Raw genomic sequence first — 24499 nt, forward strand, 5'->3', positions numbered from 1 at the left:
AAAATAATGGAAAAAAACTCAAAAAATCTACACCCGCGCAATAAGTTCAATCAGGATTATGACTTCAAGAAACTGATCAAACATGTTCACCAATTGAAGAAACACATCGTTGTACTTCCTGATGGCCGTCAATCCCTAGACTTCAGAGATCCTGAATCTGTTTTCCTTTTGAACAAAGCTTTATTGGAATCGGAATACAAGATCAACAACTGGGACCTATTGAACGGCAGCCTCTGCCCTTCCATTCCGGGTAGATTGAATTATATCCATTATTTAGCTGACCTCATCCAGCCTAAAAACCCTAAGAAAGTCAATGTGCTGGATATTGGCACTGGCTCTAGTCTTATTTACCCTATTCTAGGCTTCTTGGAATACCATTGGAATTTTGTGGCATCCGATACCCATATCCCTTCCATACAGCATGCCCACAAGATCCTGAATGACAATCCTTATCTGAAAAAAGGAATCAAGATAAGACAGCAAGAAAACAGTGACCATATCCTCAAAGGAATTATTCAACCCAATGAATATTTCGACGCAGTACTTTGTAATCCCCCATTCTACAAATCGCGTGAAGACTATAGGCAAACGGTTCTGAAGAAAAACCAGAAGCTCCATCAGGAAGCTGAAAGCACGAAAACCAATTTCCAAGGTCTTTCGAATGAGCTTTGGTTCCCAGGTGGTGAAAAGAAGTTCATTAGCAACATGATCTATGAAAGCTTTGACCTAAGAGATCAAATTGGTATATGTTCAGTTCTAGTTTCAGATAAAGACAACCTGAAGCCGTTAAAAGCTATCCTCGAATATCACAAAACAGAGGGGGTAAAAGTGACACAAATGAATCAAGGCAACAAGATAAACAGAATTCTTTCTTGGCAGTTGAATAAATAAGACCAAAGTTTAGTTTAACTTTTCTATGTTACAATAGATCTAAATCCACTTTAACGTTAAAGCAGATTTGGACAGGAATCTTTATTTTTTTAAAAAAAATTTGCTAAAACGTTTTTAATTTATAAATTAGTCTTAACCATTAACAAAACTAATACTAACAGTCACTTTATGAACTTATTTTTACTTACAACAACCTGCAATTTATTTTCCGGCTAATTAAAGGAAATCTTGTTTAATTTTTACCCAAACTAAACACAATTAACCATTGCTGTACTGGAATCCTATTACCCAAAAACTTTAAATTATGAACCAAAAAAAATTGCATTTAAACTTTATGAGCAGTTAACGGATTTAAAGCAAAGCCTTCTATTTCCCTTTTACTGACCGAATAGCTCCCTTCTGGATTTGCTATCCGAAACCTACTAGTATCTACTATTTTACTAACCTATAAACAGCACTACAAATATGAGTGTATTATGGAAGTTTAAATCGTTATTGATTTTTATGTCTATGTCCGTGGGGCATGCGCATAGTCATAACGTTGATTTTGCCAACCTATCCCTGCAGGACACAACCGAAACGGATTCTATTCCTACAGTCGATACCTTGGCGGAGTTAAAGCCACTTTATGAACTGGACCTACCTAAGTTCAACAACCTTCGGAACATGAAAGCCAATTCGCTGATTACTGCCAATAGTTTGCAGCAGTATATCAAAGGTGAATTACCAGGCGTCTATGTTTCTGAATCAAGCGGTGAGCCTGGAAGTAATATCCAGATGTTCGTGCGCGGTATCAGTAAACCTATCCTGAGCAATAGGGATATTTACAATACCCAACCCTTGGTCGTTCTAGATGGTGTTCCCTTAATCGGAGAACATCCTTTTGCGTTTGATGTGCAAAACTATGACATCGAACGTATCGGAACCGAAAACAACCTCCTGGGCAACATTGATTTCGACAACATCCAAAGCATCAAGGTATTAAAAGACCTTTCGGCAGTTGCAACCTATGGTCCGCTTGGGGCTAACGGAGTCATTGAGATCACATCGAGGAAGACTGAAGGTGATGGCGACAAAAGAATAACGGTAAACAGTTATATCGGAATGTCTCAACGCCCTCGCGTCACTACCATAAACGGTGCCTATGAAAATTCCTTTAGGAAGCAATTTTATGACCTCTACACCACCAATGGTAAATACAACCAGGACGATGTCTATCCAATCTATTTAAGTGACTCCTTAAATAACGATTACTATGGACCATCAAACTGGTCTGATAGCTATTATTCCAATGGACTGAACCATGGTGTCAATGCCAATATCTCGGGTGGTCAGCCTCGTGCTACCTTCCAGTTCTCTCTGGGAAATGTGAAAACCTCAGGAGTAGCGGATGACACTAAATTTGACAAGTACAATGCTCGTTTCTTCTTGAACCTGAGACCTTTCAAATGGCTAAACTTTGAAACCCTTTTCAATGCTTCGCGATTGAACAGGGACCGCAACAGAAACTTGCGCAACAGATTTGCCATGATGGGTTATCTTCCTGACCTAGGTGCTCCACTTGCTCCTAACAAGGAAGTTTATGATTCCTATCTAAAGGAATTCGACAAGAGCTTTGACAATAACTTCAGCAATATCCTGGAAGGATTCTTCCGTTTACAGGTAAATGTTGGAGCTTTAAAGATCCGTAGCAAGTTCGCCGTTGATTATAACGAAGGCTACCGCGACCTTTTCTACCCAAGCACCATCTTGGAGAAAAGTAATTTCGCTTCTAACTACTATGGTTACAACCAACGCTTATTGGTGGACAACCAAGTTTCTTACGATATAGAAAACGATGCAAACTATTTCTATTTCGAAGCTGGGAACACCTTGATGTGGGATACCTATAAATACAACTATGCCTATGCATACAAAGGTGTCAATGACTTCATCAAACTTAACCTATTGGAGTCTGACCCAAACAACGGGAACTATCTAAATCCTACTGCTTTCCCTAGACAATTGGTCTATAAGTTCTTGGACAGAACCAAGCACAACATGGTCAATCTATACGGTAAAGCATCTTATACCTATAATGAATCCTATACCGCTGCATTGACACTTCGTTACGATGCATCATCAAATGCACAACCGACTACAAGATGGTTCTTCTCTCCTATCCTAGCCTTAGGATGGAATGCGAAGAATGACTTCATGAAGGACAACGAATCCGTTAGCCTATTTAATATCAGAGCCAGTGTAGGCAGGATGGGTCACTATAATCTGTATGATAATTACGGACAAGGACCTAGCTATACTTCAGAAATTGGCTATACCGGTAATGCAATCGTTCCGGGATACAATGGTTTTGCGGCATTGGTTCGTCCATATAATATAGGCTGGGTGGGATATGACCTTCCTTGGAGCTATTCGGATAACCTGAACTTAGGCTTTGACCTAGGTTTCAAGAACCGCGATATCCAAGTTTCCCTTGATGCTTACGTTCGCGATAGCAAAGATCAGTTGATCATGTTGCCAGGTAAGAAAGACTTTGGTTATGACTATCAATATGAAGCTGGAATGGATGTCCGCAATATGGGTATCGACCTTACTGCTTCAGGAAATGTAGTACAAAATGACAAGATCACCTGGAACACCGGGTTAGTATTAGGCGTAAACACAAATAAGCTATTGGCATTGCCAAATAACCTGGATGAAATCGAAGTGAACGACCGATTATTGAAAGTTGGTGAGAGAATCGATGCCTTCTGGTTATATGAAAACAACGGAATGTACCAAACAGACCAAGAAGTTCCGCAATCAGGGGGTCAACGAATGACCTACAATGGTATCATCCTGAAAGCTGGTGATCCTATTTGGTCTGATACCAATGGGGATAACCAGATCAGCAAAGAGGATAAAGTCCTACAAGGCAACATCATCCCTAAGCTTAGCGGTTCATGGAACAATATGGTTGCTTACAAAAACTTTGACTTGAACCTGAACTTCTACTTCAACCTTGGAAGAAAGATTGTCAACCAAGAGATGTCAAACCGTTTCAACTTTATTGAAAATGAGAATGCCAGCAGCATAAATTCCATCAAAGAGATCACCTACTGGGAGAAAAGAGGGGATTATGATCAATATCCACTTTACAACCCATGGTCATCCGTTGCGCCATTCCAAACCAATCAATCCCTATTCCTTGAGGATGGTTCTTTCTTGAAACTTAGAACAGTAACCTTAGGCTATAATTTCAGGGATATCGTTGGAAACCGTTTAGGCCAAAAGGGAGATTTATATGTCTATTTATCTGCCAACAATTTATTTACTGTCAGCAAATATTCTGGAAGGGATCCAGAACTGGTGAATTACATGGGTTACGACCAAGGTTATTCCCTTCCGATTCCAAGAACATTTGCCTTAGGATTCAAACTTAAACTGTAACCGATCATGAAAAGAATATTAATCATTTTAATCGTATTGAGCCAAGTTTTCGTGTCCTGCAAGAAAATGCTGGACATCAATTCCACTCGATTGGTTTCAGAAGAAAATATGTGGCTTAGCATGGAGGATTCCAGAGCGGCCTTAATGGGAGTTTACGGATTGACCAAATCCGCCCTGAATGATAACAATGCACATTGGATCTATGGCGATGTACGTTCCGGAGAGTTCTCCGTGCCTATCCGCCAAGACTTGAAAGCTATCGCCAAACACGACCTGAATGCTTCTTTCGGTGTAATGAACGACCTAAAGAGCTGGAGACGTTGGTACGCAGTAGTGAATGCTGCCAATATCTTCCTAGAACGAATCCAGGAGGTAAAGGACAATGACCAACGCTATACCAACAATAATATGGTGGTGGATATCGCGCAAGCCCGTTTCCTACGTGCCTTTGCCTATTTCTATATGGTACGCATTTGGGGTGACGTTCCATTGATCGTCTCTTCTAAAGAAGGTACTTTTGATGATCAACCTCGCGAAGATCAGAGCAAGATATTGGCCTTTGTAGAACAGGAATTGCAAAAGGCAGCAGATGATCTTCCGTTCCTTTTTAGCTCCAATGACCCGCAGCAACAAGGAAATTACTACAACGAATCCAACAGCAGATGGGACGGCGCCTTAGCTCGTAAAACTACAGCTTATGCCATTTTAGCCCATGTTGCAGCCTGGCAGAGTAATTACCCTGATGCTGCAGCATACGCTAAATTTGTTATCGACAATCAACAGAAAGGTAGCTTGACTTTACTCCCTACCAATAACCTAACAGATCCAAATGGATTCTTCTACGATAAAAACCGGAATCAGTTATTAGGTTTCGGACATATCTACAACCATGTGGAAGGTTCCTTTACAGGGCACATTGAAGAGTTAACCTTGGCATCGCCCGTGGTAAACAAAAGTATCCCGGATATGTACATGTCCAAAGACAAGATCCTTTCCATCTTCAATGAATCTACCGATGAACGCTTCTCTGCTGATACCCTAGGAAATCCTGTAACCGAGGTTTATTTCAAAAACTTCAATGGACAGTATCCTATCTTCAGCAAAGTGAAATGTATCATGGGTGGAGTAACAGACCCAACGTTCAGGTTCTATTCCAGTGCCACCATTATCACCCGTCTTGAAGACATGTACCTATTGCGTGCAGAATCATTGGCGGTAATTGGTGAGCAAGCAGGAGCAATCGACCTATTGAATACCATCCGCGAAAGAAGAGGGCTTACGAACTATTCAGCAGCGAAAAATGGAGACTTGATCGATGCGATCTTCCAAGAAAGAAACCGGGAGCTGATGGGTGAAGGGCATCGTTGGTACGATATGGTCAGACAGTACAAGATCAAGAATGACAATTCAGATCTGAGCAATCTGATCCGTTCCAAAGGACAATATTGGCCGATCTCTGCCCAAGTCTTGACCCAGAACAAATTATTAACCCAAAATGAATATTGGAAATAAACCGTATAACCATGAAAGTCAACAATCTATTTTATAGTTTACTCTCCTTGATTTTGGTTAGCGGATGCACCAAAGACAATGGATATTACAACGAGACGGTAAATAAGGTGACTTATGATGGTACTATTTTGGAGTACCTTCAAAGTAAGCCCGGCGTTTTTGACTCCCTACTGAAAGTATTGGATCGCACAAAAATGCAAGCAGTGCTCGCTTCTAATGATAAATACACCTTCTTTGCACCAACCAACCAGAGCTTTCAATTAGCAATCGAAAACCTCAACAATACCCGCAAAGAATCGGATAAACCTTTGGAATATTTATCCAATGTGGACCTCCTACAATTGGATACCATGATGGCTCAATACCTGATCAAAGGCTTCTACCCTAGTGATTCCATGATGATGAAAGATGGAATCCAACTGCATGACTACAAATTCAAAAGAACGATGAACGCTAAATTAACCACAGCGACCTCATCAGGATTTGAAAGCGGCGGCCCTAAGGTCATTGAATACTCGGACACAAAGAACAGTCAGTTCACCAGAAACTGGATTACCGCAACCACTGCTTCCATCAACATCGAAGCAAAGAACGGGATGATCCACGTTGTTTCTCCGAACCATGTTTTCGGTTTCAACGACTTTGTGACCCGATTGACCTACATCCCACCTCCACCAAACTTATTTGTAACCGTAGGAGGTAAATTCTCGGTATCACGCGAAAACGATGGTGGTGTAAATGCCGTTGAAGCTTCAAAATATGTGTTTGATGGCAACCCAGAAACCAAGTACCTGTTAGGTAGCTTCGGTGGTAACTGGATGCAAGTAGAACTAAACACAGCAACTGCAGCTAACTCCTATACCCTAACCTCAGCCAACGATGCGGTTGAAAGGGATCCAATTGACTGGACCTTGACAGCATCTGATGATGGAGAAAACTGGGTAACACTGGATTCTAAATCAGGCGAAGAATTTACATCGAGGTTCCAACAAAGGGTCTTCTGGATCAATAACACCAAAGCATACAAGTTTTACAGGTTAAATGTACAACGCGTTCGTTCTGGAGATCTATTCCAATTGGCCGACTGGAGCGTAAATAAAGGAACTAAATAATCTATTAACCTTAATTGAAGAAAAATGAAAATCAAAAATAGTATCCGATTGCTCTGTCTCTTTATAGGGAGTTATGGATTATTTACTGCATGTTCGAAAATGTACGACCTTCCTGAAGACAGGGATTTTATAAGCGAAAACATCAATTATATCATCAAGATCATTGAGCCTACCCTAGGCAGGAACAATGTCTTTACCTCCCTATCTGAGGACAACTCTACCCTACCGATGAAGTTTGAAATTGTCAATGCTAGGTATGGAGACGGTCGTCCAGTGACAGACCTATTTACCAAAGTCCAAACCTATGAATGGATCCAGGAATATGATGGCAAGGAAAAATCCCTAGCTGAAATTGAGGCAAAGAGAAGATTGGTTGAAAAACCAGCATTCGAAGTAGACAGCAATGGCCGAATGATTTTATGGGCAGGGGCAACAAATGCGATCATCAAACCAAGACCTGTCGATACGGTCTTGAAAACACAAGATATCCGTTTCTTTGACCTGAAGGTTCAGAACTCAGGCGGTACACAGATCATCAAGGATTTCCAATTTATCCCTTGGCGTGAGATCCCTTATTTTCCATCGACGGACATCAATCCCTATACAGGAGGAAAAGCTCCAGATCCACTGCGGCCTAAGGATACCACCAGACAGGATTATATCATCCCAAGTTTCTTAAACAATGTAATTGGCGAAAGAACCCAATTGCCTTTGGTCAACAATAACATCCAAAAAGATGTGGTAGTTTACATCCGTCCATTTTCCGGCGGCAAAGGCAACAGCTTACGTTTCAAGTTCATGGGTGCTGACGGTAAGTTTATCAATCCCGTGAAATTCAATGAAACCAGATGGGACTTCTTAGTTCATGGATTCAATAAAGTGATGACCCCTGAATATGTGCAATATGATGTGGCTTATCCGATTCCATTGACACCTTACCGCACAGACTTTTCAGATGCGGGCGGGGCACATGTGTCATTCTCTTATTCTCGATTGGGATTTGGAGGCGGGCGCACAGTGGGTCAATTTGGACTGAACTTCGCGATCTATAAAAAGGGAGATTGGGAAATTGTTTTCCATTTCCGTAATCAGAACCCAAAATTCGAGGATGAATAAACCTTAGCCTTATGAAATTACAGAAACTAATCATATTAATCTTAAGCATTTTTAGCCTACAATTTGCTTATGCTCAAAACCAAAACCTGCGTGGTCGAGTGGTTGATGAGTCTAATAACGGTATTGCCGGCGTAACAGTAGTGAATGCGGCGACCAATAGGGCTATTACGGCAACAGACGACAACGGTAACTTTGGCGTGAGTGTAGCCCCGAACACGGCTTTAATTTTTAAAGCTGTAGGTTTTAATCAAAGAAGAGTAACGGTAAGAGCCAACCAAACGACTCTAACCGTTCAGATGAGCTCTACACAGGACCAGGTAGAAGAAGTCGTGGTCCGTGGATATGTGGCCCGTAAAAAGGAAAATACCACAGGATCTTCTTTCACCCTTGGAGAAAAGGACATCCGTGACGTCCCTACTGCCAACCTTGAGCAATTGATGCAAGGTAAGGTTCCGGGACTGAACGTACAGGTAAATACCGGTGCTCCAGGATTTAGGGGCTCTACCCAAATCCGTGGTCTATCGACTCTTTCCACAACAGGTTCTGGTAGCGAGTCCATCTTGATGCCTACATCTCCCCTATATGTAATCGATGGGGTTCCGATGGATGCCGATAGAGCTTCAGAATTCGGTCTACAACAACAAGGGCCGGGTATCTCGCCGCTGTCCTTGATCCCACCTGAGGATGTACAGAGCATCGAAATCTTGAAAGATGCCCAAGCAACGTCACTTTATGGTTCTCAAGGTGCCTACGGGGTAATCATTATCACCACAAAACGTGGTAATTCTCCCGTGCCTAGAATCAACTATACACACAGTACCTTCTTGAAGACTCCACCAAAATTGAGAGAGACCTTAGGAGGTAATCTAGAACGCCAAATCAAAATCTGGCAAATTATCAATAACGCGAGAACACAAGCCGAAATTGACAGGATCATGCAAACCCCAATGCTTGCAGATAGTTTGAATGCATTCTTCAATAACTCGACTAACTGGCAATCCCTTTATTACCAGAATACATTCAACCAAAACCACAACTTGAGTTTGGATGGTGGTAATGAAATCCTTTCCTATAAATCCAACTTGGGTTATTATGGCGAAACTGGGGTAATCAAGAATACAGGCTTCAACCGTTATTCAGCCAACTTGAGAATGGATTACCGTCCTACAAAACGCTTTGAGTTTACAGGACAGGTATTTGCTCAGTTAGGTAAACAGAATAAAGGTGATGGTACAGGTATCCTTCAAACAGGGGTATCAACAGGTGGTATGAACTCTACCCTATTGCCTCCTCCAGGATTCTTCTCGGCAGACAATGATTATATCGCGGCCATTAGAACCAAAAATGATAACAGTTCCAAATTGATCCGTCCATATGTGGAAGGTAAATTTGAGATCCTTCCAGGACTAAGATTACAATCGGCCATGAGTTATGAATTCGCTTCTAACAATGAAGACAAATTTACTCCAGCTGCTGCTGCAGGCCAGTTCTCAGAAGTGTATTCATTTGCAGGTCGCGAATCAAACCTATACAACAGGAATATCCTGAACTATACCAAGGATATCAATGAGGACCACAACATCTTTATCAACTTGTTCAATGAGGTAAGACATAACCAACGTCAAAATACCATCACTAAACAGGCTAGAACTCCAAATGACCAATTCGAAGGTCCTTTAGGTTTCGATGGTTATTTCTCTAGAGGTGGTGGTGTTCTGTCCAACTTCAGAAATGAGAAAGCGCTATCCTTTGCCCTAGCGACTACCTATAGTTACAAAAGCAAATATATCCTAGATCTATCCTATCGTTTGGATGGTTCCTCTGCCAATGGTTTCAAGAACCTATATACCAAGAATCCAGCAGTCGGAGTTCGTTGGAATGCGCACCATGAAGAATGGATAAAATCCCTTCCATGGATCAATCTTGCATCCCTTCGCTTTACATGGGGTGTAAACGTAATGCCAACCAGTACATTGGAACGTATCTATGGTAAATATGATATTTCAGGTCTTTATAATCAGATCAATGGTATCGGTATCAACTACGAATTTATTCCAAATCCAAACTTGTTACCAGTTACCTCCATGCAGTATAACTTAGGGGTAGACCTTACCTTCCTGAACAACAAAATTGAGATTATTTACGATACTTATTACAAGAAAGTGGACAACCTTTTGTTTGAATCTTTCTTGAACAATACTTCTGGATTTGACAAGCTTAATTCCAATGATGCTGGACTAGCAAACTATGGACATGAGATTGCCTTAAACTTCCGTCCTCTTTCTGTAAACAGTCCTTTCAACTGGACCCTGTCCTTCAATGGTGCTTACAACCAAGACATCTTGTTGCAGTTGCCTTCAACCTTTAGAGGACAAGCCATCAAATGGGATACTCAATCAGATAAATTGCACATGGTAAACCGCGTAGGTACCTCAGCCCTATCAAATTACTTGTTAGAAAATATCGGTGTATATGCGACAGATGCTGATGTACCAGTTGATCCTGCTACTGGCCTTCGCTATCGTACTGCTGATGGAACATTCTTCCAAGCTGGAGATCCAATCTATGTAGATAGGAACGGAGATTATATCTTAGACAACCGTGACTATGCACGTGCTGGCAATACACAACCATTATGGACTGGTGGTATGCAAAACACCTTGAATTACAAAAACTTCCAGTTATCTGTCTATGCTTCATACACAGCAAAGAGAACCATTTTGAACTATGCTTTAGCACAACGCCTAAGCCTATACAATAATCCTTACGGAGGTAATTTGGTGGGTGGTCAAAGTAATGGAGCCAATTCCATCGTCCCTATTGAAAACCTAGATATCTGGTTGAAGGACGGTGATATTGCCAAGTATCCTTACCCATACGACTTCTCTAGAAATGCCAGCGTTCAACCTTTCCGTTATGATCAAACTCTATGGGAAGAAAACGGTAGCTATTTCAAGATCAACAACATCATCTTCGCTTATGTATTCGATCGTGATCTGTTGAGGAGATTTAAACTAGACCGTTTCCGTATCTATGCTTCTATGGACAATGTGTACACCTTCTCTTCGTATTCTGGGCCAAACCCTGAAAACGTAACGAGCTTAGGCCGCGATGCATCAAACGGATATCCAGTACCAAGAACTTACACCCTAGGCTTCAACCTTTCATTCTAATGACTATGAAAAAATTGATAAAAAATAAATTAGCTGTAATTGGACTTGGGATTGCCTTAGGGTTCAGTAATTCCAGCTGTAATAAATATCTAACCGTAGAACCCATAGACCGATTGACAGGTAACAATTATTACCTATCTCAACAGGATGTGGAAGCTAACATGGCCTTTATGTACGCAAAGTTCTTTGAAAAGATCAATGAAACATGGGTAATGGGTGCCATTGGAGAAGCAAGGTCTGGAGAAATATTTGTTTCCGACGGTGCCAATAACTTCAGTCAGCGTAAGGTCGTAGAGGCATTGGGCAAAAATCAGTTACCAACAGCTATGTATTCCACGCAGTTCGATTGGTATAAATTATATGTGATCACCGATTGGAAAAAGTATTATCAAGTGATCCAAAGTGCCAATATTTTAATTGAAAAATTAGAAGAAGGTATCCCTGGAGTTACCGGATCAGACCAGAGCAGATACATTGCTGAAGCAAAGTTCATCCGTTCATTCACCTACTTCTGGATGGTCAGGTTATATGGTGATGTTCCATATTATACCGATGCTTACCATACGGAACCACTTCCTCGTGAAAATATGGTATCTGTATTGAATAAGTGTATCGCAGACTTAACACCGCAAAAAGATCTAATGCCTTGGTCATTGAATGATCCAGGACTTAGGGGAGCCAGACCAGCAAAAGGTGCCATTATCGCATTATTGATGCACATGAACATGTGGAATTCTAGCTTCGATCCAGGCAACAAACAAAAATACCTAACCGAGGCTGCTGCTTTAGGAAAGCAATTGATCGACAGCAAACAACATAAATTGGTTGCTCCATTCACCGATCAGAACTGGGCAGTGGTTACTAAAGGTAGAAGTGAGGAATCTCTTTTTGAGTTCTACAAGAGTATCAACTATGGCGACAATGTGGAAGCATTAGCTCCATTTTGGGATCACTTCTTGCGTTGGCCATATAAATTCCCTCGCTTTGACAACCAGTTGAGTCACTGTTATTTTATTTCCTCTTACATGAACCAGATCTTCCCGGAAGGCGATGCCGATAAGAGAAGAGAAATGTGGTTTGAAGATATTACTTCAGACAATGGAAGATTTGTGTTAAGGAAATTCGGAACCAACGTGTATGCTTCTGGAAACGAAGATAAAAACCCAGACAATACCTTTAGTATTTTCCGTTATGCAGATGCGATCTTACTTTATGCAGAGGCTTCTGCTGAATTAGGCAAAGATGCAGATGCAATAGCAGCAGTGAACATGGTTCGCGATCGTGCTCAAGCTGCCCGCTACGGCGGTGGCGGTGGTGCTGACCTGAAGAACTTCATATTCCTAGAAAGAGAAAGGGAATTGATCGGTGAAGGCATTCGTTATTTTGACCTTATCCGTACCCGAAGGATCTTAAGCTCCGAGTGGACCATGTCCCCGCTTACACTGGATCAATACAACCGCGGTGGTTGGACTTGGCCTATCGACCCATCGGCCCTGAACAACAACCCGTACATGAAATTAAATGAATACTGGACTACAATTGGACGATAAGATGAAAAAGATATTTAAACCCCTACACATCGCTCTTTTCCTTTTCGGAATCCTGTTTATAAGCGCCTGTAGTAAAGACGATTATTACGAGGATGGCGGATTGGCAAAGGCTGAATTTAATGGAACCATATTGGAATACCTGGAATCTAAACCGGTATTATTTGATTCCCTAGTCCAAGTAATCAAACTTGCCGGACTGGAAAATGAATTCAAGACCAAAGAGTTTACCTTTTTTGCTCCCTCGGATCCGGATATCAAGCAATTGATCGGAACTATTAGAACCGGTGGTTCACTCAATACCTACCTATTTAATATGGGTTTGGATACCATCCAAAAGTTGAGTGATATTGATTCTGCTATCTGGAGAAAAAACTTGCTGCGCTATATGTTCAACGGAAAGAACAAACTGGCGGACTACCCACAGATCGATTATTCGCTGATGGGTACATATCCAGGTCAAAACTACATTTCGCAATCGGGTAATGTATCCAATATTGGAGTGGTATTCAATGATATTATTCAGATGAGTGGAACTACGGAAGTATCCAGATTGAAATATAAAGGCTACAGACAACTGCACCTCTCTTATTTCCCTGATCCTTCAAACCCTGATGTTTATGTGACGTATCCCGTGGCGACCTCAGACATACAGCCCAACAATGGCATAATCCACGTCTTGGATTATAATAAAAGCTTTTTTGGATTGTATCCTGGATCGCAAGAAATGATAGAAGATGTTGCTCAAAGTAAACGATAAAATTATGAACAAGTTAGCTAAATATTATATATTCATATTTGCGGTCTTCGGATTGTTCTCATGCTCCAAAGAAGTGGATTACCATGCTGAACCTTATCAGGAAGGTAAACAAGCTTTGGGCATCGTGATGGAACGTACGCAAAAACCATCCCCTGAAACTGGTGGACCTGGAACCCAAGTAAAAATCAAAGTGTCGGGTCTGGCTGCCCATAAAGATAAAGCCGTATTTAACTTCAATGGTCAGAAGGCAGAGATTGTATCCATCACTGATTCTGAAATTACCGTTAAGGTGCCGGAATTCGCCAGCACGGGTATTACCAGTATCCTTATTGATGATATCATATTTTATGGTCCCAATTTCTCGGTTCAAGGAAAGGTTAAGATAGACCCTTCTTGGCAAGCAACATATGGTGCCTCTGGCGGTGGTGTATACGATTACCTACAAACCGTAGAAGAGAAAAATATCCTGATCGGTTCCTTTAACAACTATGAAAACAAAGGAAATATCAAACCGATCAATAGAATTGTCAGAACCTTTAAAAATGGACAGTTTGATGCGAGTTTCCGTCCTGGAAATGGAGTACAAGGATTCTTGAGCAGTATCATACAGATCCAAAATGCTTATTACATCGCCGGAAATTTCTCTGGTTATGATCAGCGGACCGACAATATCTCCAATTTGACCCGTATCAACTTAGTAGGACAGATCGATACCATGGCTGTAAAACCTTATCGCCCACCTCACCTACCTGATACCATCAAATACTACGCTAAATTCAATGGTGGTTTCAATGCTATGGTGAACAATATCAATGAACATAATGGCAAAATATTGGCAGTTGGTGACTTTAGATATCATATCCATAGAACTTACGGTAAACCAAACTATCTAGAGACCAGAGACTCTGTAATCCTAGATAGTACCGAGATCCGTTCTGTTGCTTTATTGAACCTGGACGGTACGCTTGACAAGACTTTCCGTTTCTCTGGAAACAAAGCATTTGCAGGTGCTAATGGACAGACCAAAGGCTTCTACCACAAAACCGGAAGCTTAAAAGGCAAAATGGTTGTCTTTGGTTCTTTTACCAGTTTCGACTCTGAACCGCATGGTTATGTCGTTCGCCTAAATGCGGATGGAACCGTGGACAAAACCTTCAATGTCGGAAAAGGTGCCAATTATAAAGTGGAGAGTGTGACCTACAATGAAAAAACCGGAAAATATATGTTGGCAGGGGAATTCAACACCTTCAACGGCGTAAGTACGCCAAAATTAGTGATGCTAAATGCGAATGGATCGATTGATACCAACTTTAAAGTAAAAGCATTTAATGAAGGTGGTACCAGCAAATTTGCCTTACAGCTAGAAGATGGATTGATTGCCGTTTCAGGTTACTTCCTTACTTACAATGGTATTTCAAGGACCAACTTCATGATCATCGATGCGAAAGGCGATCTAGTAAGTGGCATGAACAATACCGGTATGGTTGGCGGTTTGATCTCGAGAATGTATGAAACGCGTTCTGATGACGGTAAGCGAGCGCTCTTGTTGTTGGGTGATTTTTACAAATTCGACAACATAGATACTAGAGGTATAACTAGAATAACCATTGAATAAACTCCTAATTATGAAGAAACGTATTTTAAACTCCATTTCAGCCTTCATGCTGATCATTCTGGGCCTTAATATCACTTCCTGTCAGGAGGAATTCTCTAAGGTTATTCCAGAAAACAATACGGATACCGTAGATGTAATCTACGGTACGCCAAAGGTATTGTTGTTGATAGCAGATGGTGCCCGCGGCGAATCCGTACGCACCTCCAATGTCACAACGATCAATGCCCTTCTGCCCCACTCCATTTACTCTTGGGTTTCTCTGAGTGAAGAAAACGCAGCAGGTATATATTCCAACTGGGCAAATTTGTTCACTGGTGTAAACTACAGCAAACATGGGGTAAGGGAAAATGATCTGGAAGCCAATAAATTTGATGCATATCCACTATTGGCTGCCAGGATCAAAGAATCTTCTGGTGATTCCATTAAGATGAGCACCATCAGCCCGAATGCTACCTTCCTCAAATATTTTGGGGCCAATACCAAAGCGCAGGCTGCCCAAAATGATGATGATGTAACCACGAAAGTAATCAATGACTTAAAGGACGAGAAGCTATCTTTCATTACAGGTCATTTCACAGCCATCGATGCCGTTGGTAAAACAGCTGGCTATGATGTTTCTAAACCTGCATACAAGGCTGCAATTGAGAAGTTCGATGGACAGGTTGGTCAGATCATCAAAGCCTTGGAAGCAAGACCTAATTATGCCAAGGAAAATTGGATGGTGATCATTACTTCAAGCCAAGGTGGCGATTATGAAATCCCACCAGCGCAAAATGACAATACCATCTTTAGTAATGCGGCTTTGAACACATTTACCATAATCTATTCACCAAAATATGCAACCAAATTTATCGGTAAACCATTTATTGGGAATAAATTCATCGGTGATTTTATGCGCTTCAATGCTGAAAACTATGCCCAACTGGATGTTGGTGACAACAGTGTTTTCAATCTGGACAACGACGATTTCACAATCGAGTTAAAAATCAAAAAGAACAAAGGCCGTGACAATAACTATGCATTCTGGTATCCTTCCATTATTGGCAAGAGACAACATTGGCAAGGAGGCTGGGGTGAAGATCCAACAGGCATCGGATGGGTAATCCACCTAGATGGCGAGTCCTGGATTTTCAATGCCCGTGGTGATAAAGGAACGGGTGAGGTAAAAGCTGACCGAAACATGAACCGTGGTACCTGGAACTCGATCGCTATCACAGGACAGATGGTAGATGGCAAGAGAACCGTAAGGTTGTTCACCAATGGCGAGCAAACCAAGGAAGCTGACATTACAGGTTGGGGTTCCATTACATCGGATGCCAAATTCCGTATCGGTTTCCTAGAAACACGTGAAGGCTGGCGTTCTGATGCCTATATAGCCGATGTGAAATTCTGGAAAGAAGCTCTTTCTCCGGAAACGATCAGACAATACAGTTGTGATGTAGGTATTGTATCAAACCATCCGAACATCAATTTCTTGGCTGCCTATTGGCCAATGAACTCGAAGGATGCTACAACCATCGTGGATGAAGGTCCTTTAGGTGCAAACCTAAAAACAAACGGAACTTACCCGATTACCACATTGAACGATTTCATTTGTGCACCGACATCGTCGACATTGAGTTCAATGGTACCTAGAAATATCGATATCTCTACGCAAATTATCAGTTGGTTGAAAGTACCAAGACAATTGAGCTGGGGTCTTGATGGTCGTGTTTGGATTGATAAATAAACCTATAGATTATGAAAACCATATTGAAATTATTCAAAAATATATACTTGCCCATCCTTTGTTTTTCAGTCCTTTTTGGATGTAAGGATACGGCTCTGGAGGATTTCTCCATCAAACCGGGCTCCGCTACGACGGTAGGTTCGGGGGACATCGCCGGAGGGATTACCAAAACCAATGAACAGATCACCGTTCCGGTAAGTATCAAATTGAGCAGTCCTGCTTCAAAGGCTTTTGATGTCAACCTAGCGGTGAATCAAAAAGCAGCGGCTGACCATATCAAAAGCAAGAACCTGGGCAGCAATTACATTGCTGTAAAACCAGAATCAATCTTTTTACCAAACAGTACCAAGGTAAATTTCGGAGCTGATTCTGCCGTGTTCAATGTGACCATCACCCGTACCGAGGTGGAAAAATATTTCGGAAAGAACATTGTCATTGGATACAGCATTACCAATGCCGGAAAAGGAAACAACATTGATAAAAACAATGCAACAGGTGTTCTTATCCTGAAAGTCAATGATCTGATCACGGAATCAGACATACATTTCATTTCCCTAACCAATGGCGCAGGAGCGATCTTAGAAGCTAAAAACCAAGTAAATTATGTCAGCTCCTCCTCGGGATTGACCATGCCATTGGGTATTAGCTTGGCCAGTTTCCCTGGATCTGCCTTTACCGTGGATGTGGTAACCTCGACTGATACCATTGCGCAATTGATCAAGGACGGTAAGCTACCAGCAAATACGGTTGGTCTTACACCTGAGCAATATACCATACCTTCTAAAGTACAGGTAGCGAGCAATGCGAAATCTGCAGGTCTTGAAATCAACGTTCCTTGGTCGGTAGTCAATGCTAATCTGGACAAAAAATTAGCGGTTCTTGTAGAACTGAGCGCTCCTACCCTACATGTGCTTAATCCTCAGAAAAACTATAGTATCATTCTGATCGATTCAGAAAATGTGGTGGAAGTAGATGTGACCAATGATGCTGAATATTCTTACAGCAGAAATAATGATAATCAAAATGAAAATGCTGTCAAATTGATTGACAACAATTACAACAGCAAATTCCTATTGTTTGATTTCGTAGACCTCGAATTAAAGCTTGTTTACAATGAGCCGCAGAAGATTGGGGCTTATACCTTCACTTCAGGAAATGATGCTCAAGAAAGAGATCCAGCAGAATGGGTACTTTATGGATCCAATGATGGAACTACTTGGGAAGCTTTGGATACACGCAGAACGGAAGTTTTCAATAACCGTACAGAAACCAAACGCTTTAACATTGAATTCCCTAAAGCATACAAACAGTTCAAGCTACATATTGAAAGAACTAGAAGCAGTAGTTTATTCCAAATGGCGGAATGGAGAATGGTTAGAATTCCTTAACAATTACAATGATCAGAACGATGAAAATAATGAAATATGCATTTTTCTGCTTGATCTTGGCTTCGATCAGCAGCGCATGTACAAAGGATGAACAGGGGGTTCCTGAAATCATAGAGAAAGAGCCGAAGCCAACTGCTGCTTTTACCTATGCTTTGGCAAATGCCAATGACCCCTTTACCTATAAATTCGACAACAAGGGAACCAATTTCATGGAAACACGTTGGTCCTTCGGGGATGACAGTACATCCTCTGTGGCGGCACCTTCACATACCTTTTTGAATACGGGGACATATGTCGTGAAAATGGTAGCCCTAAATGGAGAAGGATATTGGGCACAGCGTGAGGAGACGATCCGGATCTCTGCAGCCAACCTGATCAAGGTAAATACCAAGACCCTTGGAGCAGGCAAACTGAACCTTTCCTTCACTACCAGTATGGCGGTGAGCAAAACGGAATGGCGTGATGGATATAAATCCTCTGGAGCGATCCTGAGTACCGACAAAACTATTGACCTGACCTTTGACCCGGGAACCTTCAAGGAAATCCAGCTTAAGCTGACGACGGCTAAAGGATCGGTAGCACTCATGAATCTTTTTGTGTCCGAATTGGGACTGATCAAAGATGTGACTACCTTTGAGAATATGTTCTCGGTATCTCATGAGAACAATGGTGGCCCGGATGGTGGAGAAGGATCCAAGAAAATGATCGACGGTGATATCACTACCAAAATATTTGTGGGTGGTGTGGGACCAAATATGAGCTGGCAGTTCCTATTTGACTCGCCGCAAGTCGTGAATGGCTATAGCATGACCTCAGGTAATGACTCGCCAGACCGTGACCCAAGACGTTGGAAAGTGGAAGGCTCCATTGATGGTAAGACTTGGGTAGTGGTTGATGAAAGAGGTCCAGAATACTTCACGGAAAGAAGGCAGTCTAGAACCTTTAGATTCACCAATACCACGGCCTATAACTATTACAAATTCTCCATGACTGAATTGAATGGAGGAAGCAACTTCCAGATCTCGGAAGTCCGTATCCTTGAATTCCCTCATTAGAAATTCCACATTAGAATTTAATACGTTAGTGAAAACCTGGTTGCTGATTCTGTTTACAGAAAAAGCAATCAGGTTTTTTTTAACCCTTCCCTTTTAGGAATTATTTTTTCAGTTTGACCTCATTGGAGACACATTGCTAAAACTTGCAAAATGCGCTAGAAAAATCTAAGGGAAATCCCGAAGCATTCCTAAAAATGTCTTGAATGAAACCAAAAAAAATCTCGCTGCATCTTTTGAAATGCAGCGAGATTTTTTTGAAGTATTTAGTAATTAGTATTTAGTATTTAGACACCGATTGAAATAAATCAAGACCTAAATTAACCGATTAAACTATGTAGTAAAGTCTAAATACTAAATACTTTCTACTAATTACTATTTAGCTTCAGTATTCAAAGCCTTAGAAGCCTCTAGCGAGATAGCAGTTTTGTCAAAGCGGATTTTCACGCCATTACCTACGTCTACCAAGAAAGTTTTGTCACTTACTTCAACGATACGGCCATGGATTCCAGCAGTAGTCACTACTCTAGAGTTTACACCAATTTCTTCGATATATTTTTTGTGTTCTTTTTGCTTTTTCATTTGTGGTCTAATCATAAAGAAATAGAAAACCACAATGATTAATACCATAGGAATTAACTGTGTAAAGCCACTTCCTCCTACTTGTAATAAAATTGTTGAAATCATTTGTATATTATAGTTTATAGTTACTTATTAGATTGCTTCTACTTCACCTTTCAGTTGAACGGTGCTGATGTTTGCCTCAGCGTTGGAAGCAATGGTGATAATTTTTTGTTGTTGTCCTACCTGCCCACTGCTATTGAATTCCACAGCGATTTCACCAACTTTCCCTGGCAATACCGGAGTCGTGGTAAAGGTAGGTGTGGTACAGCCACAGCTCGCAGAAACTTGGGAAAGGATTACTGGGCTAGTTCCGGTGTTTTCGAATTTGAAAACATGCTTAACCACTTCGCCTTCTTTAATCTTTCCGAAATCATAAACGGTTTCCTCGAATTGCATCTTTCCGATTCCATCGTTTCCTTCACTTGCTACTGTTTCGGTAGTATTTTGCGCATCAGCATCTGCTTTCTTGCCTTCTTGGTTACAAGAAGCAAACAGAACTGTTGCTGCAACAAATGATAAAATAAGTTTTTTCATGTTAATATGATTTAAGCGATCAATCCCCTACCTTCTTTTTTGATTCGTCTTTGCGCGTTCAAATCAGCAAGGATTTTATCTAAGATACCATTGATAAAGGTACTACTTTTCAAGGTACTGAATGATTTAGAAAGTTCGATGTATTCGTTGATGGTAACTTTTACAGGAATTGTTGGGAAATTGATCAATTCAGTGATCGCCATACGCATCAATAGATTATCTACCAAAGCGATACGGTCTGACTCCCAGTTCTTGGTTTTCGCAGCGACCATATCCTGGTATTCATCCGTATATTTGATGGTCAACTTCAATAGATCGATGATAAAATCTTTGTCCTCTAACCAACTTGGTGTCAGATCAGCCAGTTTGTTTTTTGCAGGAACTTCGGAACTAAAATTCTTGAAGGTCTTGGCAATCATAGCTTGAAGAACCTCTTTGTCCACTTGCCAATTGATGAAACGTTCATCTAAGGCTTGCTCGATATCTGGAGACTTAAGGATAATCTTTTTGAAGATGTACTTAATGATATCTTTTTCAGCTGAGATGGAACGGTCTTCAAGATTTAGGTATTCCAGATAGGCCTCTGAGTCCTTGAGTTGGGAAAAGATAGAACGAACAATTTCTGGATCGTAATTCCAATCAACTTTATAGCGCTTTACCTTTTCAAGGTACTCACGGTTTTGGCGCAAGGAATCAATGAAGGTATTGCTATTTAATTTTGTAGAAGTAAAGGTCTTATCTTTATCGCTTGGGATCCACTTATTTGCGATTCCTTCCACATCGACTAGGACATACTCAGCCACTTCATCTAGGAGATTCAGTGTCCAGATGTACATTTCATCGACTTCCTCCACACTTTTGAGCAGACTTTTCTCAAAATTGACGATGTTCTTGTCTTCCGACAAGCTGTAGGCATACAATGTCTGCATGACCTTTACCCTAAGGTGTCTTCTATTTAGCATAATTTATTGAAAGAACGAATATTTAATAAAGAACGATATTATACTATATTATTTTAATTTTCTCATGTCCTGAATACGCTTTTCAGCTAATTCTTTAGCGGCCTGATGAGTTGAGATATTTTCTTCTTTTGATTTTTGGATAACGTGCCTTGTTGCTGTGTAAATGTAACGGATCAGGTGATCAGTGCGGTCAGCACCATAACCTTCTAATTCTGAGAAACAGCTGATCAAAGCACCTGCATTGATTAAGAAATCTGGTGTGTATAGGATGTTGTTTTCCTTCAGTAATTCAACGGTTTTTTCCTCTTCCAACAATTGGTTGTTTGCAGAACCAGCAATGATTTTACAGCGCATACGTGGAACTGTATCCGGATTAACGGTTCCTCCTAAAGCACATGGAGCATAAACATCAGCATCCAATTCAAAGCTTGTAGAGTACGTAATAGGTTCAGCTTTGTATTTGGCTGCGATCTTCATCTTACGCTCTTCGGTCATGTCGGAAACATATACCCTAGCATTCTCAGCACGTAATAGAGAAACCAGATGCTCTCCTACACTACCTACCCCTTGAACTGCGATCTTTCTTCCGGCAAGGTTATCATCGCCATAAAGCTCTTTGATAGCAGCTTTGATTCCGTAATAAACACCTTTGGCGGCAAATACAGTTGTATCACCAGAACCATTCAATGAAGTTGGCAAGCCAGCAACATAATTAGTTTCTGCGTGAATGTATTCTAAGTCTTTTTGGGTGGTACCAACATCGATGGAAGCGATAAAGTTTCCATTCAATCCGTTGATAAACCTTCCAAAACGACGCATCAAGACTTCTGATTTTTCGGTTCTGTTGTTGCCAATGATAATGGCACTACCTCCACCTAGGTTAAGACCGGCAAGGGAAGCTTTGTAGGTGATCGCTTTAGATAAACGCAAGGCATCTTCGATAGCTTCAGCTTCGGTTGCATAAGGCAACATACGAACGCCACCGATAGCAGGTCCTAAAGTGGTGTCATGAATAGCTACAATAGCTTTCAAACCAACTTCCTTATCATTACAAATGAAAATATTTTGATGGTCTGAAACACGCATCAAATCAAATAGCGAGGTAGAATCTTTTTGCATAAACAAACAAAATTAACAGGTACAAAATTAGCAAATTATTTAGTTCTTTAGCCAAAAGCCTTAAAATATTCGATTTAAGGCAAACTATTGACATTATCACAACTTTACTGCATAGTTTATTGAAAATTATCCATTATTTTTGTTCAAATGAAGGAACTATCATACCTCAATAAATTTTTCTATAAATATCGTTGGCGCGTAATCCCAGGTGTGATATTCGTAATTATATCCAATTACTTCGGAATTCTGCCTGCACAGGTCATCCGTGAAGCTTTTGACTTGGTCAAAGAGAACATCGACCTGTACCGATTGTACGATGGCTTTGATAGGCAATCCATCATCTATGAGGTATTCAGTAAATCCCTTCTGTTTTTTGGTATCGTCGTCCTGGTCTTGGCCCTGTTGCGCGGGATATTCCTCTTCATGATGCGCCAGACCCTGATCCTGACCTCAAGACATATTGAATATGATATTAAAAATGAAATCTACCAGCATTATCAGCAGCTAGATTTCGCCTTCTACCGTAGGAATAATACGGGTGACCTGATGAACCGAGCGACGGAAGATGTCAATCAGGTCCGTAACTACCTAGGTCCAGCGATCATGTACGCGATCAATACGGTTGTATTGTCCATCATGATCATCTATGCCATGTACAATGTCAATGCGACATTGGCTACCTATGCCCTACTGCCTATCCCGATCATTTCGGTGATAATCCTGTTTGTAAACAAGGTGATCAATAGACGGAGTGAAAGGATCCAGCGTCAATTGTCGCAACTTTCTTCATTTGTGCAAGAGACTTTTTCTGGTATCCGCGTTATCAAGACCTATACCCGCGAACAGGACAAGATGGACAAATTCAAGGTGGAAAGTGACCGCTATAAGGACATCAACCTGAACTTGGTTAAGGTCCAGGCTGTCTTTTTCCCTTTGATTATTTTCTTGATCGGCTTCAGTACCATCATTACGGTATATATCGGTGGCCTTGAAGTGAACGCTGGTAACATCACTGCGGGAAATATCGCAGAGTTTATTATCTATGTCAATCAATTGACCTTCCCGGCGATGTCCTTGGCTTGGGTGACTTCGCTTATTCAACGTGCTGCAGCATCCCAGAAGCGGATCAATGAATTCCTGGATACCAAATCTGATATTGCTACCGGCCAACTGACGCATGAACTGCACGGTGATATTGAGTTGAAGAACGTCTCTTTCACCTATCCGGAGACAGGCATCAAGGCCATAGACAATGTCAGTTTCCATATCCCTGCTGGTAAAACCATGGCCATCATTGGAAGAACAGGTTCAGGTAAATCCACCTTGGCCAACCTATTGATGCGCATGTTTGATGCAGACCAAGGTGAAATCCTTTATGACAGGCATAACATCAAGGAATATGAACTAAAATCGGTGCGAGAGCAAATCGGTTTTGTACCACAACAGGTTTTCCTTTTCTCGGATTCCATTGCCCGTAACATTGCATTTGGTCTGGACCAAGTTGATACTCCAAAAGTGGAGCAGGCAGCTAAGGATGCCGTGGTGTATGACAATATCATCGGTTTTGACGAAGGCTTTGAAACCCATATAGGTGAACGTGGAATCACCCTTTCTGGAGGACAGAAGCAAAGGGTTTCCATTGCAAGGGCACTGGTGAAAGACCCTAGGATCTTGATGTTTGACGACTGCCTATCGGCCGTGGATACCAAGACCGAAGAAGAAATCCTTCATAATCTCGGCAAAATCATGGATGGCAGAACCTCCATCATCATCGCACACCGTATCTCCACCATTAAAAACGCGGACCATATTATCGTACTGGAAGATGGTAAAATCATCGAAGAAGGTACCCATGAACAGCTCCTGAATATGGATGGTGAATACGCCTCCCTCTACGAAAAACAATTGTTGGAGGCTTAAAAATTATCCTCAGAAA

The 24499-nt window shown here is 41.3% G+C and carries 17 protein-coding genes; 13 read left to right on the forward strand and 4 right to left on the reverse strand.

What is annotated here, in order from left to right:
• The first annotated feature begins 6 nt into the window (after positions 1–6).
• From rlmF to ACWIB3_RS14140, 12 genes are all read left to right on the forward strand, one after another.
• Entirely contained in the window at positions 7–891 is an 885-nt protein-coding gene (gene rlmF, locus ACWIB3_RS14085; protein WP_254527964.1) for a 23S rRNA (adenine(1618)-N(6))-methyltransferase RlmF, read from the forward strand.
• 465 nt (positions 892–1356) lie between these two features.
• On the forward strand, positions 1357–4320 hold the full coding sequence (locus tag ACWIB3_RS14090; protein ID WP_254527972.1) for a SusC/RagA family TonB-linked outer membrane protein: 2964 nt from the start codon (positions 1357–1359) through the stop codon (positions 4318–4320).
• Between the two features lie 6 nt (positions 4321–4326).
• Positions 4327–5832 carry a RagB/SusD family nutrient uptake outer membrane protein gene (locus ACWIB3_RS14095; protein WP_185217546.1) on the forward strand — a complete coding sequence of 502 codons (1506 nt, stop codon included), beginning with the start codon at positions 4327–4329 and terminating at the stop codon, positions 5830–5832.
• A gap of 11 nt (positions 5833–5843) precedes the next feature.
• Positions 5844–6944, forward strand: a complete 1101-nt coding sequence (locus tag ACWIB3_RS14100; RefSeq protein WP_185214217.1) for a fasciclin domain-containing protein — start codon at positions 5844–5846, stop codon at positions 6942–6944.
• Positions 6945–6968: 24 nt separating this feature from the next.
• Complete coding sequence (locus ACWIB3_RS14105; RefSeq protein ID WP_185217547.1) at positions 6969–8060, forward strand: DUF5007 domain-containing protein; 1092 nt, start codon at positions 6969–6971, stop codon at positions 8058–8060.
• Between the two features lie 11 nt (positions 8061–8071).
• Positions 8072–11233: a SusC/RagA family TonB-linked outer membrane protein gene (locus ACWIB3_RS14110; protein ID WP_185214215.1), complete on the forward strand. Its 3162-nt coding sequence runs from the start codon at positions 8072–8074 to the stop codon at positions 11231–11233.
• 5 nt (positions 11234–11238) lie between these two features.
• Complete coding sequence (locus ACWIB3_RS14115) at positions 11239–12783, forward strand: RagB/SusD family nutrient uptake outer membrane protein (RefSeq protein WP_313261262.1); 1545 nt, start codon at positions 11239–11241, stop codon at positions 12781–12783.
• A gap of 1 nt (position 12784) precedes the next feature.
• On the forward strand, positions 12785–13540 hold the full coding sequence (locus tag ACWIB3_RS14120) for a fasciclin domain-containing protein (protein ID WP_214648463.1): 756 nt from the start codon (positions 12785–12787) through the stop codon (positions 13538–13540).
• Between the two features lie 4 nt (positions 13541–13544).
• A complete protein-coding gene (locus tag ACWIB3_RS14125; RefSeq protein ID WP_313261260.1) occupies positions 13545–15155 on the forward strand; it encodes a DUF5008 domain-containing protein in 1611 nt (536 codons plus the stop codon).
• A gap of 10 nt (positions 15156–15165) precedes the next feature.
• A complete protein-coding gene (locus tag ACWIB3_RS14130; RefSeq protein WP_254527981.1) occupies positions 15166–16884 on the forward strand; it encodes a LamG-like jellyroll fold domain-containing protein in 1719 nt (572 codons plus the stop codon).
• Positions 16885–16895: 11 nt separating this feature from the next.
• A complete protein-coding gene (locus ACWIB3_RS14135; protein ID WP_313261256.1) occupies positions 16896–18272 on the forward strand; it encodes a DUF1735 domain-containing protein in 1377 nt (458 codons plus the stop codon).
• 20 nt (positions 18273–18292) lie between these two features.
• Positions 18293–19327: a PKD domain-containing protein gene (locus ACWIB3_RS14140; protein ID WP_185217553.1), complete on the forward strand. Its 1035-nt coding sequence runs from the start codon at positions 18293–18295 to the stop codon at positions 19325–19327.
• 372 nt (positions 19328–19699) lie between these two features.
• Here the strand turns inward: ACWIB3_RS14140 and yajC are convergent, their stop codons facing one another.
• Genes yajC through ACWIB3_RS14160 form a run of 4 tightly spaced genes read right to left on the reverse strand, consistent with a single transcriptional unit; the run spans position 19700 to position 22563 of the window.
• Entirely contained in the window at positions 19700–20011 is a 312-nt protein-coding gene (gene yajC / locus ACWIB3_RS14145) for a preprotein translocase subunit YajC (RefSeq protein ID WP_185214208.1), read from the reverse strand.
• A 27-nt stretch (positions 20012–20038) separates the two neighbouring features.
• On the reverse strand, positions 20039–20482 hold the full coding sequence (locus ACWIB3_RS14150; RefSeq protein ID WP_454291923.1) for a DUF1573 domain-containing protein: 444 nt from the start codon (positions 20480–20482) through the stop codon (positions 20039–20041).
• Positions 20483–20493: 11 nt separating this feature from the next.
• Positions 20494–21444: a transcription antitermination factor NusB gene (gene nusB / locus ACWIB3_RS14155; RefSeq protein WP_185214206.1), complete on the reverse strand. Its 951-nt coding sequence runs from the start codon at positions 21442–21444 to the stop codon at positions 20494–20496.
• A 48-nt stretch (positions 21445–21492) separates the two neighbouring features.
• Complete coding sequence (locus ACWIB3_RS14160; RefSeq protein WP_185214205.1) at positions 21493–22563, reverse strand: Glu/Leu/Phe/Val family dehydrogenase; 1071 nt, start codon at positions 22561–22563, stop codon at positions 21493–21495.
• A gap of 147 nt (positions 22564–22710) precedes the next feature.
• Here ACWIB3_RS14160 and ACWIB3_RS14165 point away from each other — a divergent pair, with 147 nt between their 5' ends.
• Entirely contained in the window at positions 22711–24483 is a 1773-nt protein-coding gene (locus ACWIB3_RS14165; protein WP_454291924.1) for an ABC transporter ATP-binding protein, read from the forward strand.
• Positions 24484–24499: the final 16 nt, after the last annotated feature.

It is taken from the genome of Sphingobacterium sp. NPDC055431 (assembly GCF_053644255.1).

What these genes read in the sequence shown, in the direction of transcription:
- ACWIB3_RS14090 (WP_254527972.1), top strand. Translation starts at nt 1,357, where the DNA reads ATGAGTGTATTATGGAAGTTTAAATCGTTATTGATTTTTATGTCTATG.
- ACWIB3_RS14150 (WP_454291923.1), bottom strand. Translation starts at nt 20,482, where the DNA reads ATGAAAAAACTTATTTTATCATTTGTTGCAGCAACAGTTCTGTTTGCT.
- ACWIB3_RS14135 (WP_313261256.1), top strand. Translation starts at nt 16,896, where the DNA reads ATGAAAACCATATTGAAATTATTCAAAAATATATACTTGCCCATCCTT.
- ACWIB3_RS14110 (WP_185214215.1), top strand. Translation starts at nt 8,072, where the DNA reads ATGAAATTACAGAAACTAATCATATTAATCTTAAGCATTTTTAGCCTA.
- ACWIB3_RS14140 (WP_185217553.1), top strand. Translation starts at nt 18,293, where the DNA reads ATGAAAATAATGAAATATGCATTTTTCTGCTTGATCTTGGCTTCGATC.
- nusB (WP_185214206.1), bottom strand. Translation starts at nt 21,444, where the DNA reads ATGCTAAATAGAAGACACCTTAGGGTAAAGGTCATGCAGACATTGTAT.
- rlmF (WP_254527964.1), top strand. Translation starts at nt 7, where the DNA reads ATGGAAAAAAACTCAAAAAATCTACACCCGCGCAATAAGTTCAATCAG.
- ACWIB3_RS14115 (WP_313261262.1), top strand. Translation starts at nt 11,239, where the DNA reads ATGAAAAAATTGATAAAAAATAAATTAGCTGTAATTGGACTTGGGATT.
- ACWIB3_RS14105 (WP_185217547.1), top strand. Translation starts at nt 6,969, where the DNA reads ATGAAAATCAAAAATAGTATCCGATTGCTCTGTCTCTTTATAGGGAGT.
- ACWIB3_RS14125 (WP_313261260.1), top strand. Translation starts at nt 13,545, where the DNA reads ATGAACAAGTTAGCTAAATATTATATATTCATATTTGCGGTCTTCGGA.
- yajC (WP_185214208.1), bottom strand. Translation starts at nt 20,011, where the DNA reads ATGATTTCAACAATTTTATTACAAGTAGGAGGAAGTGGCTTTACACAG.
- ACWIB3_RS14095 (WP_185217546.1), top strand. Translation starts at nt 4,327, where the DNA reads ATGAAAAGAATATTAATCATTTTAATCGTATTGAGCCAAGTTTTCGTG.
- ACWIB3_RS14130 (WP_254527981.1), top strand. Translation starts at nt 15,166, where the DNA reads ATGAAGAAACGTATTTTAAACTCCATTTCAGCCTTCATGCTGATCATT.
- ACWIB3_RS14100 (WP_185214217.1), top strand. Translation starts at nt 5,844, where the DNA reads ATGAAAGTCAACAATCTATTTTATAGTTTACTCTCCTTGATTTTGGTT.
- ACWIB3_RS14120 (WP_214648463.1), top strand. Translation starts at nt 12,785, where the DNA reads ATGAAAAAGATATTTAAACCCCTACACATCGCTCTTTTCCTTTTCGGA.
- ACWIB3_RS14165 (WP_454291924.1), top strand. Translation starts at nt 22,711, where the DNA reads ATGAAGGAACTATCATACCTCAATAAATTTTTCTATAAATATCGTTGG.
- ACWIB3_RS14160 (WP_185214205.1), bottom strand. Translation starts at nt 22,563, where the DNA reads ATGCAAAAAGATTCTACCTCGCTATTTGATTTGATGCGTGTTTCAGAC.